The sequence below is a fragment of the Streptosporangiales bacterium genome, from assembly GCA_009379955.1.
GTDB lineage: Bacteria > Actinomycetota > Actinomycetes > Streptosporangiales > WHST01 > WHST01.
The window spans coordinates 65,861-79,429 of the sequence record WHST01000014.1 but is presented as its reverse complement, the minus strand read 5'-3'; the positions used below and the strand labels follow the sequence as shown (position 1 = coordinate 79,429).

The window sequence follows — 13,569 nt, the reverse complement described above, 5'->3', positions numbered from 1 at the left end:
CTGGCACACCAACCGACACACCGGCAACCACGCCCACCGCAAAGCCCGACTCACCCACCAACTCACCACCCTCGGCTACACCGTCACCCTCACCCAGGCAGCCACCTGACAGCCATTTTCGAATGAACGTGATCAACGGGACCAGCCAGGGCCTTGGGGAGTGAAGGACGCGCAGAACGTGGTCACGCCGGGGCGAGGGCCTTCCCCTCCCTCGCCCCGGCGTTCAGCTACCAGTGGAGCATGGGGGCTCGGCGGCCCGGCGGAGGACACGCCGAGCCTTCGCGAGAACTCCGGTCAGCCGAACAGGTGTGGTAACGCACCGCGGTGCGCCTCGCGCAGCTCGGCGAGCGGCACCGAGAACGACGCGTCGTGGCCACGCACCTCGAGCGCGTCGCCGTGCACGTCGCCGAGTGCGGTGGACACGAGGCCGAGGTCGCGGCAGTGCCCGGCGAACGCGTCCTCGTCGACTCGGCGGACCGCGACCAGCGCCCGGGCGCTCGACTCGCTGAACAACGCGACGAACGAGTCGAGGTGACCGGGCAGCTCGACCCGCGCACCCCGGCCGCCGGCCAGGCAGCTCTCCGCCAGTGCCTGCGCCAGCCCGCCGTGCGACAGGTCGTGCGCCGCTCTGGCCGTGCCGGCGGCGGCCAGCCGCCGCATCAGCTCGCCGAGCGACCGCTCCGCCGCGAGGTCGACCCGCGGGGGCTCACCGCCCAGGTGCCCGTGCACGACGTGGGCCCAGGCCGAGCCGCCGAGCTCGTCCCCGGTGACGCCGACGACGAAGAGCGCGAGGTCGTCCTCGGGGAAGCCGGCGGGGATCCGCGTCGCGACGTCGTCGAGCACGCCGAGGACCCCGACGACGGGCGTCGGGTGGATCTGCTGCTCGCCGGTCTGGTTGTAGAAGCTGACGTTGCCGCCGGTGACGGGCGTGCCGAGCTCGGCGCAGGCGTCGGCGAGGCCGCGGACGGTCTCGGCGAACTGCCACATCACCCCCGGCTCCTCCGGCGAGCCGAAGTTCAGGCAGTCGGTGACCGCGAGCGGCCGCGCGCCCTTGACCGCGACGTTGCGGTACGCCTCCGCCAGCACGAGCTGCGCCCCGGTGTACGGGTCGAGCGCGCAGTACCTGCCGTTGCCGTCGAGCGACAGCGCGACGCCGAGCCGCGACTCCTCGTCGATCCGCAGGATGCCCGCGTCGTCGGGGGTGGCGAGCACCGTATTGCCGAGGACGTAGCGGTCGTACTGGTTGGTGACCCAGCCCTTGTCGCCGAGCTCGGGCGAGCCGAGCAGCCGCAGCAGCGTGGCGCGCAGCTCGTCGCCACCGGTCGGACGCGGCAGCCGTGCCGGGTCGTCGGCGCGCACCGCGTCGAGGGTCGCGGGCCTGGCGTACGGGCGCCGGTAGACGGGGCCCTCGTGCGCGACGGTGCGCGGGGGAACATCGACGATGGTCTGCCCGCGGTAGGCGATCCGCAGCCGTCCCGACTCGGTGACCGTGCCGACGACCGTGGCCTCGACCTCCCACTTCGCGCAGATGCGCAGGAAGTCGTCGACGCGACCCGGCTCGACCACCGCCATCATGCGTTCCTGCGACTCGCTCATCAGGATCTCCTCGGGCGTGAGCGAGGGATCGCGCAGCGGGACGTCGTCGAGGGTGACGTCCATGCCACCGCTGCCCGCGGACGCGAGCTCGCTGGTGGCGCAGGACAGGCCCGCCGCACCGAGGTCCTGGATGCCGACGACGAGGCCGGCGCGGAACAGCTCGAGGGAGCACTCGATCAGCAGCTTCTCGGTGAACGGGTCGCCGATCTGGACGCTCGGCCGCTTCGCCGGCTTGCCGTCGGCGTCGAACGTCGCCGACGCCAGCACCGAGGCGCCACCGATCCCGTCGCCGCCGGTCTTGGCGCCGTACAGCACGACCTTGTTGCCCGACCCCGGCGCCTTCGCGAGCTTCAGGTCCTCGTGCCGCATCACGCCGACGCAGAGCGCGTTGACCAGCGGGTTGCCGAGGTAGCACGGGTCGAACGACACCTCGCCGCCGATGTTGGGCAGCCCGAGGCAGTTGCCGTAGCCGCCGACACCCGCGACGACGCCGGGCAGGACGCGCGCGGTGTCGGGCGCGTCGGCGGGCCCGAAGCGCAGCGAGTCCATGACGCCGACGGGACGTGCGCCCATCGCGAGGATGTCGCGCACGATGCCGCCGACGCCGGTCGCCGCGCCCTGGTACGGCTCGACGTACGACGGGTGGTTGTGCGACTCGGCCTTGAACGTGACGGCGTAGCCCTGCCCGATGTCGACCACGCCGGCGTTCTCGCCGATGCCGACCATCAACGCGTCGCTCTGCGGCGCCTTGTCACCGAAGGTCGCGAGGTGCACCTTGCTCGACTTGTACGAGCAGTGCTCGCTCCACATGACCGAGTACATTGCCAGCTCACTCGCCGACGGGCGGCGGCCGAGGATCTCGCGGATGCGCGCGTACTCGTCGGCCGTGAGCCCCAGCTCGGCGTACGGCAGCTCGACGTCGGGTGTCTCGGCCGCGCGCTCGACGGTGTCGAGCTGGGTCGTGGTCGACACGCTCACGCCGCACCCACCAGCGAACGGAGCACGGAGGTGAAGAACGGGAGCCCGTCGGTGGACGGTCCGGTCAGCTCCTCGACGGCGTGCTCGGGATGGGGCATCAGCCCGACGACGTTGCCCGCCTCGTTGCGCACGCCGGCGATGTCGCGGGCCGAGCCGTTCGGGTTGACCTCCAGGTAGCGGGCGACCACCAGGCGCTCACCTTCCAGCCGGTCGAGCGTCGCGGCGTCTGCGACGAAGCCGCCCTCGCCGTTCTTCAGCGGCACGACGATCTCCTGGCCCGGCTCGTACGCGGAGGTCCAGGCGGTGTCGGTGCTCTCGATGCGCAGCCGCTGGTCGCGGCAGACGAAGTGCTGGTGGTCGTTGCGCACCAGGGCGCCCGGCAGCAGGTGGGCCTCGCAGAGCACCTGGAAGCCGTTGCAGATGCCGAGGACCGGCAGCCCGCGGCTCGCGCCGTCGATCAGCCGCGTCATGACCGGCGCGTAGCGAGCGATCGCGCCGCAGCGCAGGTAGTCGCCGTACGAGAAGCCGCCGGGCAGGACCACGGCGTCGACGCCTCGCAGGTCGTCGTCGGCGTGCCACAGCCGGACGGGCTCCGCGTCGGCCAGGCGCACCGCGCGGCGGGCGTCGGCGTCGTCGAGTGACCCGGGAAACGTGACCACACCCACGCGGGCGGGCATCAACCCACCTCGGCGCGGACGGTGAAGTCCTCGATCACGGGGTTGGCGAGCAGGGTGTCGGCCGCGTCGCGCACCCGTGCGAGCACGGCGTCGTCGACGGCACCCTCGACCTCGAGCTCGAACCGCTTGCCCTGCCGGACCGACGTGACGCCGGTGTAGCCGAGCCGGTCCAACGCCTTGACCAGCGCCTGCCCCTGCGGGTCGAGGAGCTCGGGCTTCAGCATGACGTCGACCACGACGCGGGACATCGCTCTCCTCCATCGACACAGCAGTGCAGGTGGGCGTGCGGGGCGGCAGGCGCTCCCAGCGTACGCTCGGCAGGTGGCCGACGTCGTGACGGGGGCACGGCCGAGCCCCAACATCTGGAACCATCCGCGCACGTACGAGACCGAGAACCGCGGGGTCGACCCGGACGGCGCGATCGAGCGGGCGATGGCCGAGGTCCGCGGCTGGGACGGCGCCACGGTGCTCGACATCGGCTGCGGCACCGGCTTCCACCTGCCGCGCCTCGCCGCGGCGGCGAGCCGGGTGATCGGCGTCGAACCGCATCGCGGCCTGGTCCCGGCGGCGCGCCGCCGGTGCGCGGACCTCGCCGGTGTCGAGGTGCGCGAGGGCATCGCCCAGGCGCTGCCGGTTCCCGACCACAGCGTCGACGTCGCGCACGCGCGGTGGGCGTACTTCTTCGGACCGGGCTGCGAGCCGGGTCTCGCCGAGCTCGGCCGGGTCATGCGCCGCGACGGCGTCGCGTTCGTGATCGACAACGACGCCACGCGCAGCACGTTCGGCGGCTGGTTCCGGCGGGCGTTCCCCCGACATGACGCCAGGGCGGTGGTGGAGTTCTGGGCGCGCAGGGGATGGACCAGGCAGCAGGTCGACATGCGCTGGGAGTTCGCGTCGCGCGAGGACTTCGAGGCGGTCGTCAGGATCGAGTTCCGGCGCGAGGTGGCCGAGCAGGTCGTCGCCGAGCACGAGGGCACCGGCGTCGACTACGCCGTCAACCTCTGGTGGCGCCGCTTCTGAACGGTCTGGCAGGGACGCCCTGCCTCGGCGGCGAGCGGACGGGCAGACCCGACCATGTCGGCCGACCGGTTCCCCCGCGACCGGCCGACGTACCCGCCGCCGAACGGCAGGAGGCGGCGGAGCTCCCCCGCCGCCTCCGTACGCCATGTCGGGTATCCGATCGGGATGCCCGACATCGACCTGACTGGACCAGATTATGCGCCGTAACGTTGCAACTACGTTGCGGTGGACAACTCGCGATGCAGCCAATGCAGTCGGCTGCGTGCTCGGGTGCGACGCGGGGACGTGGGCGGCAGGCGGTCGAGGCATGCCTGCCACACGCCGACGTCGTCGCGGCCGTCAGGCGACTCCGCGTACGTCAGCAGGATCTCGGGGGGCGCGTGTGCCAGCAGGGTGTCCCTGAGGTGGCGCGCCTCCTCGTCGCGGAACGGCACGATGCCAGGGGCCTCGGAGCGCGGCAGCACCGGTCCGCCGTACAGCTCGAACGCCTCGGCGTAGGCGCCGCGGTCGAGGTGCCGGCGGAGCTCGGCGACGTCGGTCTCGACCGGCGGGAGGAACCGGTACGGGCGCGACGCGAGGACGCCACCGCCGAGCATCCGGCGCAACCGGGACAGCTCTGCGCGGACCGTCACCGTCGGGACGTCGTGGTCGTGCAGCCGCACCGACAGCTGCTCCGCGGTCAGGCCACCCGGGTGGAGCACGAGCAGGAGCAGCAGCTCCGCATGGCGCAGGCTGAGCCTGATCGAACGCCCGGGCAGGTCGAGGACGGCGGCATCGTGCCCGAGCACCGCGAGCCGCAGGGTGCCGGTCGGGACGTGCAGGGGCACGCGCACGGAGTGGCGGACGGCGTGGCGCCCGCTGCCGACCAGTTGCCGCAGCCGCAGCTCGCCCTCTGCCGCGGCCACCGCGGCGCGGACCATGGTGAGCACCTGCGGAGTCGCGACGCTGTCGCCGCCGGTGACGTCGACGGCGCCGAGCACGGTCGACGTGGCCGGGTCACGGATCGGGACGGCGGTGCAGCTGTACGGCTGGACGGTCCTGGTGAAGTGCTCGGCGGCGAAGACCTGGACCGGATGGCCGAGCACCAGCGCCGTGCCCACCGCGTTGGTGCCCGCGACGTCCTCGCGCCAGGTGGCACCCGCCACGAGGTGGACGTCCTCGCCTCGCTCCCTGACCAGCGGATCACCCTCGACCCACAGCAGCCGCCCGTCGGCGTCGGTGACGGCCACGACGAACGTGTTGTCGACGGCGTCGCGGACCAGCAACTGGCGGATGATCGGCATCACCGCGGCGAGCGGATGGGACTGTCGGTACTCGTCGACCGCGGTCGTCGACAGCTCGATCGGCGGGCCCACCGCGTCGGGGTCGACTCCGGCCGTCATCGACCGTTGCCAGGAGTCCGCGACGACGCCGCGCAACCCTCGGTCGGGGATGCCGGTGCTCACGAAGCGCTCGTGGGCCAGATGGAGGGAACGGGACAGTCGCCGTGGGTCGACGTCGCCCGGCCAGGCCACCCATGCACTGGTCACAGGGCCGCCCCGCGTGGCGCGCGGCGACTGCACCCGGATGCATCGTCCATGAGCAACCTCGTTCCGTGACCCGAGCTTAACCTCCCGCGGGTGTGGCGCCGACCAACGCCATGGGCTCGCGGTCACCCGTTGTAGCGCACGCCATGGCGTACTCGACGGGTGACACCCCGATGAGGGCACTGAAGTCGCGCGTGAAATGCGCCTGGTCGAACCAGCCGAGCTCGACGGCCAGCGCCGCGGGGTCGGCGACCGCGCCGGTGGCGAGCAGCTCGGCGCCGTCGTGCAGCCGGTACCGCCTGATCATCCATTTCGGTCCGACGCCGACGTAGCGGTGGAAGAGCCGCTGCAGGGTGCGGGCGGACATGTCGTACCTGGCGGCGACCTGGTCGACCCTGGTGACGGCACGGTCGTCGAGCATGGTGGTGACGATGCCGACGAGCAGGTGGTACGCCGGATCGTCCGTGACCGGCAGCCGCTGCCGCAGAAACGCCTGGACGAGTCCGATGCGACGCTCGTCGGTGTCGGTGTCGGCGTCGAGGACGGCGTCGGTGAGCGCGTCGGCGGCCGGGCCGAAGACCTCGCGCAGCGGCACCGACCTGTCGGTCAGCGAGGCGACCGGCAGCCCGCCGTACGCGAAGAAGCCGCCGGGACGGAACTTCACGCCGAACACCCGTCCGGAACCGGCCAGCGGATGGCTCGACGTGCGGGTGCCGACGCCGTGCACCTCGCCGCCCATCTCCGTCGTGAAGGTGACGTTGACGCAGGGGTGCGAGATGATGTCGACGCGGTACGGGTCACGGTCGCGCAGGTCCCAGTGCACCGCCCAGTAGCGCTCGACGAAACGCCCCACGTCGGGCTCGGGCGGGTAGCGGCGCAGGTCGATGTGCTCCGCGGCCTCCTGCGGCCGCAGGATGCCCTTGTCGCTGGTAGTGCGGCGCATCTCCACCCTGCTCACCACGGGCCCGCTTCCTCGCTCGCCTCCGCCAGGTGTCGCGACCCCTACCTGCGGCGCGCTCGTCAGCTCCTGCCCTTCTGTCGCGTTCTTACAAGACCCTCGGCCGTCCTCCGGAAAGGATGGCACCCATGGCCGACAACACCGTCTCCCCCATCCCCGAGGGCTACCACAGCCTCACCCCCTTCATCGTCGTCACCGACGGCGGCGGGGCGATCGAGTTCTACCAGCGCGTGTTCGACGCCGAGGTGCTGAGCCGCAACGACGGCCCCGACGGGCGCGTCATGCACGCCGAGCTGCGCATCGGCGACTCGATCCTGCAGCTCGGGGACGCCGCCCCGGAGCTCGGCCTCGTGACGCCTCCCGACGACGACACCTCCTCCGCCTCACTGGCGCTGTACTGCGCGGACGTCGACGCGACGTTCGCCCGCGCCGTCGAGGCGGGCGCGACCGTCCGCGAGGAGGTGCAGACGTTCGTCACCGGCGACCGGTTCGCCAGCATCCGCGACCCGTTCGGGCGGCGCTGGGCGATCATGACGCGGGTCGAGGACGTCTCCCGCGAGGAGGCGGAGCGCCGTGTGAACGAGTGGGTCGCGGCGCAGGCCGCACAATAGCCCTGCCTCCGGCGGCTTCGCAGAAGGGTTCCTCTCCTACGGAAGGGGTGTGGGGTGGTGCCGCGACACGTGTTGCTGCTGCGTGGGGTCAACCTCGGGTCCCACGGCAAGATGCCGATGGCCGACCTGCGCGAGCTGCTCACGTCCCTGCGCTACGACTCCGTCCGCACCGTCCTCAACAGCGGCAACGCCGTGTTCACCGCGCCGAGCCCCGACCCGGCCGCGGTGGCCGCGGAGATCGGCGCGGCCGTCGAGGAACGGTTCGGCCGCGCCGTGCCCTGCCTGGTGAAGACCGCCGGCGAGATGGACGCGGTGGTCGACGGCAACACGCTCGCCGGCATCGCCGACAACGGCTCCCGGCTCATGGTTCACTTCCTGTTCGAGACCCCCGACAGGAAGCGGATGTCGGACCTCGATCCCGTCACGCTGGCGCCGGGCGAGGTCGCCGTCGGTGACCGGGTGATCTACCAATGGTGCCCCGACGGCCTGATGGCGGCACCCGACGTCTCCGGCCCCGTCCAGAGGCAGTGGGGCGTCACCGCGACCACCCGTAACTGGAACACGGTGACCAGGCTGCACACCCTCCTCCACGCCTGATCCACCCGGACGCGGGACAATGGGCGGGTGATCCCCAACGTCCTCGCCGGCAGGTACGCGTCCGCGCCGATGGTCGAGCTGTGGTCGGCCGAGCACAAGATCGTCCTCGAGCGCCGGCTCTGGCTCGCGGTGCTGCGCGCCCAGCGCGACCTCGGCGTCGACGTACCCGACGGCGTGGTCGAGGCCTACGAGCGCGTGGTCGACCGGGTCGACCTCGCGTCGATCGCCGAACGCGAGCGGCGCACGCGCCACGACGTCAAGGCGCGGATCGACGAGTTCAGCGCGCTGGCCGGGCACGAGCACATCCACAAGGGCATGACGTCGCGCGACCTGACGGAGAACGTCGAGCAGCTGCAGGTGCGTGACGCCCTGACGATCGTCCGCGACCGCATGGTGGCCGCGCTCGCCCGGCTTGCCGGGCTCGCCACCGAGCACGCCGACCTGGCGATGGCGGGGCGCAGCCACAACGTGCCCGGGCAGACGACGACGCTCGGCAAGCGCTTCGCGAGCGCGGCGGAGGAGCTGCTCGTGGCGTACGAGCGGGTCGACGACCTGCTGCGGCGCTACCCGCTGCGCGGCGTCAAGGGCCCGATGGGTACCGGCCAGGACCAGCTCGACCTGCTCGACGGCGACCTCGACGCGTACGCCGCGCTCGACACCGCCGTCGCACGGCACCTCGGCTTCGCGCGCGTCCTCGACAGCGTCGGGCAGGTCTACCCGCGCTCGCTCGACCTCGACGTCGTGTCGGCGCTCGTCCAGGCCGTCGCCGGGCCGTCCAGCCTCGCGACCACCATCAGGCTGATGGCGGGCCAGGAGCTGGCCACGGAGGGGTTCCAGGCGGGGCAGGTCGGCTCGTCCGCCATGCCGCACAAGATGAACACCAGGTCGTGCGAGCGGATCACCGGGCTCGCGGTCGTGCTGCGCGGCCACCAGTCGATGGTCGCGGAGCTCGCCGGCGACCAGTGGAACGAGGGCGACGTCTCGTGCTCCGTCGTCCGCCGGGTCGCGCTGCCCGACGCGTTCTTCGCCGCGGACGGCCTGTTCCAGACGTTCCTCACCGTGCTCGACGAGTTCGGCGCGTACCCGGCGGTCGTCGAACGCGAGCTGCAGCGCTACCTGCCGTTCCTCGCGACGACCAAGGTGCTGATGGCGGCGGTGAAGCGCGGCGTCGGCCGGGAGCAGGCGCACGAGGCGATCAAGGAGCACGCCGTCGCCGTGGCGCTGGCGATGCGGGAGAAAGGCCAGGAGGGCAACGACCTGCTCGACCGGCTCGCGGCCGACGAGCGGCTGCGCCTCGACCGCGCCGACCTCGACGCGCTCGTCGCCGAGCCGCTCGCGTTCACCGGCGCCGCCGGCGCCCAGATCCGCGCCGTGGTCGCGCGGGTGGAACAGGTGACCCGCGCCCACCCGAAGGCAGCGGCGTACGACCCGGAGCCGATCCTCTGACCCGCGGTCGTCAGCCCCACTGCCCGGCGACCTGCCTGGTCGAGACGTTGAGCCGGTTGAACAGGTTGGTGGTGCCGATCCACAGCAGCAGCGCGGCGAGCGCCTGTTCGTCATAGTGCTTGGCCGCTTCGTTCCAGACGTCGTCGGGCACCGGGTCGGTACGGTCGCTCAGCCGAGTCGCGCACTCGGCAAGCGCGAGCGCGGCGCGTTCCTCGTCGGTGTAGTACGGCGAGTCCCACCACGCGGCGACGCCGAACAGCCGCACGTCCGTGTCGCCTGCCTTCTTGCCGTTCGTGACGCCCATGTTCACGCAGACGCTGCAGCCGTTGATCTGGCTCACCCGCAGGTGGACGAGCTCGCGCGTCGCCGCGGGCAGGCTGGTGCCTTCGGACGAGGCGATCAGGTCCTGGATCGCCTTCATGGCAGCGGGGATCACCATGGCCGGGTTCTTCATCCGTGCTTGCATCAGCTGTCTCCTTCGAGGATCGTCACTGCCCGTTGTCACATCGGTCTGCCCGGTGGGGTCAGTCGTATGACACGGCGAGACGGAGGAATGTGACCGATGACCGAGCGCGACTGGCTGGTGGAGCGGTTCGAGGGGCACAGGCAGCACCTGATCGGTGTCGCGTACCGGATGCTCGGCTCGCGGAGCGAGGCGGAGGACGCCGTGCAGGAGACGTGGTTGCGGCTCGGCCGCACCGACGTCGACGACATCGCGAACCTCGGCGGCTGGCTGACGACGGTCGTCGGACGGATATGCCTGAACGTACTCCGGTCGCGTACCACGAGGCGGGAAGAGCCCTTGCAGCTCGATGGCACGGAACCCGTCGCCGGTGTCGCGGACGAACCCCACCCGGAGAACGAGGCGCTGCTCGCCGACTCGGTCGGCGTCGCGCTGCTCGTCGTGCTCGACACGCTGACGCCGGCAGAGCGGCTCGCGTTCGTGCTGCACGACATGTTCGACGTGCCGTTCGACGAGATCGGGCCGGTCCTCGGACGTTCCGCGACGGCGACCAGGCAGCTGGCGAGCCGGGCCCGCCGGCGGGTGCGCGGCGCGTCGCCTGGCGGCGGCACGGACCGCGCGCGACAGCGCGAGGTGGTCGAGGCGTTCCTCGCCGCCGCGCGCGGCGGTGACCTGGACGGGCTCATCGCGGTGCTCGACGCCGGCGTCGTCCTGCGCGCCGACCGTACCGCCGTGCAGCTCGGCTCGCCGGCACGCATCGACGGCAGATCCGCCGTCGTCGAGACGTTCGCGGGACGCGCACGCGGCGCACGCCCAGCCCTCGTGGACGGCGTCGCCGGCGCCGTCTGGGCACCGGGCGGCCGCCCGCGCGTGGTGTGGAGCTTCACGGTCGAGGACGGCCGGATCGTCGGGATCGAACTCGTCGGCGACGCTGCCCGCATCGGTGAGCTCGAGCTCACCATGCTGGAGCGCTGACGCCTGGTGGACCGCCGAAGGCGCGGCGCGGAACGCGGCCGGCCCGTCAGCTCGTAGAAGCCGGGCACAGCCGCCGTCAGCGGGTACGGCTAGCCGCCGGCGGCCGCCTCGGCGATGTCCTTGCGGTGGTGGCTGCCTTCGATGCGGATGCGCGACACCGCGTCGTACGCGGTGCGGCGGGCGTCGGCGAGGGTCTGGCCCGTCGCGACGACGTCGAGCACCCGGCCGCCCGCCGTGACGAGTGACTCGCCGTCGCGCCTGGTGCCTGCGTGCAGGACGTACGCGTCGGGCACCGCACCGGCCTCGGCGAGGCCGTGGATGGGTGTGCCGGAGACCGGCGTGCCGGGGTAGTTCCGCGCCGCGACCACGACGGTCACCGCGGCGTCGGACGACCAGTCGAGGGAGTCGGCGGACGCAAGGTCGCCGACGGCGGCGGCGTGCACGGCCGGCGCGAGCGGCGACCGTAGCCGGGCCAGGACGACCTGGCCGTCCGGGTCGCCGAGCCGGCAGTTGAACTCGACCACGCGTGGACCGTTCGCGGTGAGCGCCAGCCCGGTGTAGAGCAGCCCGGCGAACGGGGTGCCGCGCCTGCGCATCTCGTCGACCGTCGGCTGCACCACCCGGGCGACGACGTCGTCGACAAGTGAGTCCGGGGTCCACGGCAGCGGCGAGTACGCGCCCATGCCGCCGGTGTTCGGGCCCTCGTCGCCGTCGAGCGCGCGCTTGAAGTCCTGCGCCGGCGGCAGCGGCACGACGGTCGTGCCGTCGGTGATCGCGAACAGCGACACCTCGGGCCCGTCGAGGTACTCCTCGACCACGACCCGGCCCGCGGCCGCGGCATGCGCGGCGGCGACCGCGGCATCCGGCGTGACGACCACGCCCTTGCCCGCGGCGAGGCCGTCCTGCTTCACGACGTACGGCGGGCCGAACGCGTCGAGCGCCTTCGCCACCTCGGCCGGCGTCTCGCAGGTGTGTGCGGCAGCGGTGGGCACACCCGCGGCGGTCATCACGTCCTTCGCGAACGCCTTCGAGCCCTCCAGCGTCGCCGCAGCGGCCGACGGACCGAAGCAGGCGACGCCGCGCTCGCGCAGCGCGTCGGCGAGACCGGCGACCAGCGGCGCCTCCGGCCCGACGACGACGAGGTCGGCGGCGACGTGCGCGGCCAGGGCGACGACCGCGGGCACGTCGTCGACGGCGGGTACCCGGTGCACGTACGCGAGCTCGGCGATCCCCGGGTTGCCGGGCGCCGCGTGGAGCTCGGAGACGTCGGGGTCGGCCGCGAACGTCCGGACGAGCGCGTGCTCGCGTCCGCCACTGCCTACGACGAGTAGCCTCACGGTCGGCGAGCCTACCCGTGGTCCGGTTAGGATCTGCGCAGCCCGCCCGCATTCCCCAAGGTGCCGAGGAGGCCGTCGTGGGTGTTCGTCGTGTGCTCGCCGGCGTCGCCGCCACCGTCCTCGTCGCCGGTCTCGCCGCCTGTGGTGGCGGTGGGGGTACGCCGGAGAAGACGACGGGTGGCGCCCAGGAGCTGACCGGCCGCGGCCCGATCACGTGGGCCATCGGCAAGGACAGCACCGGCACCTACCAGGACATCATCGCCGCCTGGAACGCGAAGCATCCGGACGAGAAGGTCAGCCTCGCCGAGCAGCCCTCCGACGCCGACGCCACGCGCAACCAGCTGGTGCAGAACGCCGAGATCGAGTCCACGGAGTACGACGTCCTCGGGCTCGACGTCACGTGGGCGACCGAGTTCGCCGCCAAGAGGTACGTCGTCGAGCTGCCGAAGAGCCAGTTCGACGCGAGCCCGTACCTGCCCTCCACCGTGAAGACGGGCTCGTACCGCGGCAGGCTGTACGCCGCGCCGCTCTTCACCGGCGCCGGTTTCCTCTACCACCGCACCGACCTGTTGAAGCGGGCTGGCATCACCGACCCGCCGAAGACGTGGGCGGAGATGAGGTCGGCCTGCGCCAAGGTCCTGAAGCTCCCCGCCGCCAAGGGAGTGAGCTGCTACACCGGACAGCACAAGCAGTACGAGGGCCTCACCGTCAACTTCTCCGAGGCGGTCTACGGTGCGGGCGGCGAGGTCGTCGGCAGCGACGGCAAGCCCAGGCTCGACACCCCGGAGGCGAAGGAGGGCCTGAACTTCCTCGTCGACGGCTTCGAGTCGACGATGATCCCCAAGGTCGCCCTGACCTACGACGAGGAGATCGGTCGCGCCGCGTACCAGAAGGGCAAGTTCCTCTTCCAGCGCAACTGGCCCTATCTCTGGGAGCCGTTGAACGACAAGGAGCAGAGCGTCGTCGCAGGCAAGTTCGACGTCGCGCCGCTGCCCGGCAAGGACGGCCCCGGCACGTCGATGCTCGGTGGCACCGATCTCGCGATCAGCTCGTTCTCCGAGCACAAGCGCTCCGCGCTCGACTTCATCACCTACCTCACGAGCACCGAGGTGCAGAAGACGTTCGCCACCAAGGGCGCACTCCCACCGACGCGTACGGCGCTGTACACCGACGATGACTTGAAGCAGAAGCTGCCGTATCTCGAGCAGCTGAAGGTCGCGGTCGACCACGCCCAGCCGCGGCCCCAGGTGATCAACTACGCCGGCGTCAGCGCCGCGATATCCGACGCGGCGTACGCGGCCGAGGACGGCAGCAAGACACCCGACCAGGCGCTCGGCGACCTGCAGCAGGAGCTGACCAAGCTGACGAAGAACCAGCCCTGACGG

13 protein-coding genes are annotated in these 13,569 nt (G+C 72.1%); 6 read left to right on the top strand and 7 right to left on the bottom strand.

Going from position 1 to position 13,569, the window contains the following annotated elements; genetic code table 11:
• Positions 1-294: 294 nt before the first annotated feature.
• The 3 genes from purL to purS are packed head-to-tail and all read right to left on the bottom strand — an operon-like array spanning position 295 to position 3,499.
• Complete coding sequence (gene purL, locus GEV10_06730) at positions 295-2,568, bottom strand: phosphoribosylformylglycinamidine synthase subunit PurL (GenBank protein MQA78160.1); 2,274 nt, start codon at positions 2,566-2,568, stop codon at positions 295-297.
• 2 nt (positions 2,569-2,570) lie between these two features.
• Positions 2,571-3,251: a phosphoribosylformylglycinamidine synthase subunit PurQ gene (gene purQ / locus GEV10_06725; GenBank protein ID MQA78159.1), complete on the bottom strand. Its 681-nt coding sequence runs from the start codon at positions 3,249-3,251 to the stop codon at positions 2,571-2,573.
• Positions 3,251-3,499, bottom strand: coding sequence for a phosphoribosylformylglycinamidine synthase subunit PurS (purS, locus tag GEV10_06720; protein MQA78158.1), 249 nt, complete (start codon positions 3,497-3,499; stop codon positions 3,251-3,253). The genes purQ and purS overlap by 1 nt, the downstream gene beginning before the upstream one ends.
• Here purS and GEV10_06715 point away from each other — a divergent pair.
• Entirely contained in the window at positions 3,474-4,271 is a 798-nt protein-coding gene (locus GEV10_06715) for a methyltransferase domain-containing protein (GenBank protein MQA78157.1), read from the top strand. The genes purS and GEV10_06715 overlap by 26 nt on opposite strands.
• 215 nt (positions 4,272-4,486) lie before the next feature.
• Here the strand turns inward: GEV10_06715 and GEV10_06710 are convergent, their stop codons facing one another.
• The gene (locus tag GEV10_06710; GenBank protein MQA78156.1) at positions 4,487-5,800 is read right to left on the bottom strand and encodes a GAF domain-containing protein; all 1,314 of its coding nucleotides are present in this window, start codon (positions 5,798-5,800) and stop codon (positions 4,487-4,489) included.
• Positions 5,801-5,876: 76 nt separating this feature from the next.
• Positions 5,877-6,740, bottom strand: coding sequence for a helix-turn-helix domain-containing protein (locus GEV10_06705; protein MQA78155.1), 864 nt, complete (start codon positions 6,738-6,740; stop codon positions 5,877-5,879).
• A 143-nt stretch (positions 6,741-6,883) separates the two neighbouring features.
• Between GEV10_06705 and GEV10_06700 the strand changes: the two genes are divergently transcribed.
• From GEV10_06700 to GEV10_06690, 3 genes are all read left to right on the top strand, one after another.
• Entirely contained in the window at positions 6,884-7,366 is a 483-nt protein-coding gene (locus GEV10_06700) for a VOC family protein (protein MQA78154.1), read from the top strand.
• Positions 7,367-7,423: 57 nt separating this feature from the next.
• On the top strand, positions 7,424-7,963 hold the full coding sequence (locus tag GEV10_06695) for a DUF1697 domain-containing protein (GenBank protein ID MQA78153.1): 540 nt from the start codon (positions 7,424-7,426) through the stop codon (positions 7,961-7,963).
• Positions 7,964-8,032: 69 nt separating this feature from the next.
• Complete coding sequence (locus tag GEV10_06690; GenBank protein MQA78152.1) at positions 8,033-9,409, top strand: adenylosuccinate lyase; 1,377 nt, start codon at positions 8,033-8,035, stop codon at positions 9,407-9,409.
• Between the two features lie 10 nt (positions 9,410-9,419).
• On the opposite strand, the gene GEV10_06685 is transcribed toward GEV10_06690, so the two are convergent.
• Positions 9,420-9,875 carry a carboxymuconolactone decarboxylase family protein gene (locus GEV10_06685; protein MQA78151.1) on the bottom strand — a complete coding sequence of 152 codons (456 nt, stop codon included), beginning with the start codon at positions 9,873-9,875 and terminating at the stop codon, positions 9,420-9,422.
• Positions 9,876-9,971: 96 nt separating this feature from the next.
• On the opposite strand from GEV10_06685, the gene GEV10_06680 reads away from it, so the two are divergent.
• Positions 9,972-10,847 (top strand): sigma-70 family RNA polymerase sigma factor, encoded by an 876-nt coding sequence (locus GEV10_06680; GenBank protein MQA78150.1) that lies wholly within the window; start codon positions 9,972-9,974, stop codon positions 10,845-10,847.
• An 89-nt stretch (positions 10,848-10,936) separates the two neighbouring features.
• Here the strand turns inward: GEV10_06680 and purD are convergent, their stop codons facing one another.
• A complete protein-coding gene (purD, locus tag GEV10_06675; protein ID MQA78149.1) occupies positions 10,937-12,184 on the bottom strand; it encodes a phosphoribosylamine--glycine ligase in 1,248 nt (415 codons plus the stop codon).
• A gap of 77 nt (positions 12,185-12,261) precedes the next feature.
• Here purD and GEV10_06670 point away from each other — a divergent pair, with 77 nt between their 5' ends.
• Positions 12,262-13,566 carry an extracellular solute-binding protein gene (locus GEV10_06670; GenBank protein MQA78148.1) on the top strand — a complete coding sequence of 435 codons (1,305 nt, stop codon included), beginning with the start codon at positions 12,262-12,264 and terminating at the stop codon, positions 13,564-13,566.
• Positions 13,567-13,569 lie beyond the last annotated feature (3 nt).

Coding starts and splice junctions, on each gene's coding strand:
- GEV10_06685 (MQA78151.1), bottom strand. CDS start 9,875: ATGCAAGCACGGATGAAGAACCCGGCCATGGTGATCCCCGCTGCCATG.
- purQ (MQA78159.1), bottom strand. CDS start 3,251: ATGCCCGCCCGCGTGGGTGTGGTCACGTTTCCCGGGTCACTCGACGAC.
- GEV10_06705 (MQA78155.1), bottom strand. CDS start 6,740: ATGCGCCGCACTACCAGCGACAAGGGCATCCTGCGGCCGCAGGAGGCC.
- GEV10_06690 (MQA78152.1), top strand. CDS start 8,033: ATGGTCGAGCTGTGGTCGGCCGAGCACAAGATCGTCCTCGAGCGCCGG.
- GEV10_06680 (MQA78150.1), top strand. CDS start 9,972: ATGACCGAGCGCGACTGGCTGGTGGAGCGGTTCGAGGGGCACAGGCAG.
- GEV10_06700 (MQA78154.1), top strand. CDS start 6,884: ATGGCCGACAACACCGTCTCCCCCATCCCCGAGGGCTACCACAGCCTC.
- GEV10_06715 (MQA78157.1), top strand. CDS start 3,474: ATGACGTCGACCACGACGCGGGACATCGCTCTCCTCCATCGACACAGC.
- purS (MQA78158.1), bottom strand. CDS start 3,499: ATGTCCCGCGTCGTGGTCGACGTCATGCTGAAGCCCGAGCTCCTCGAC.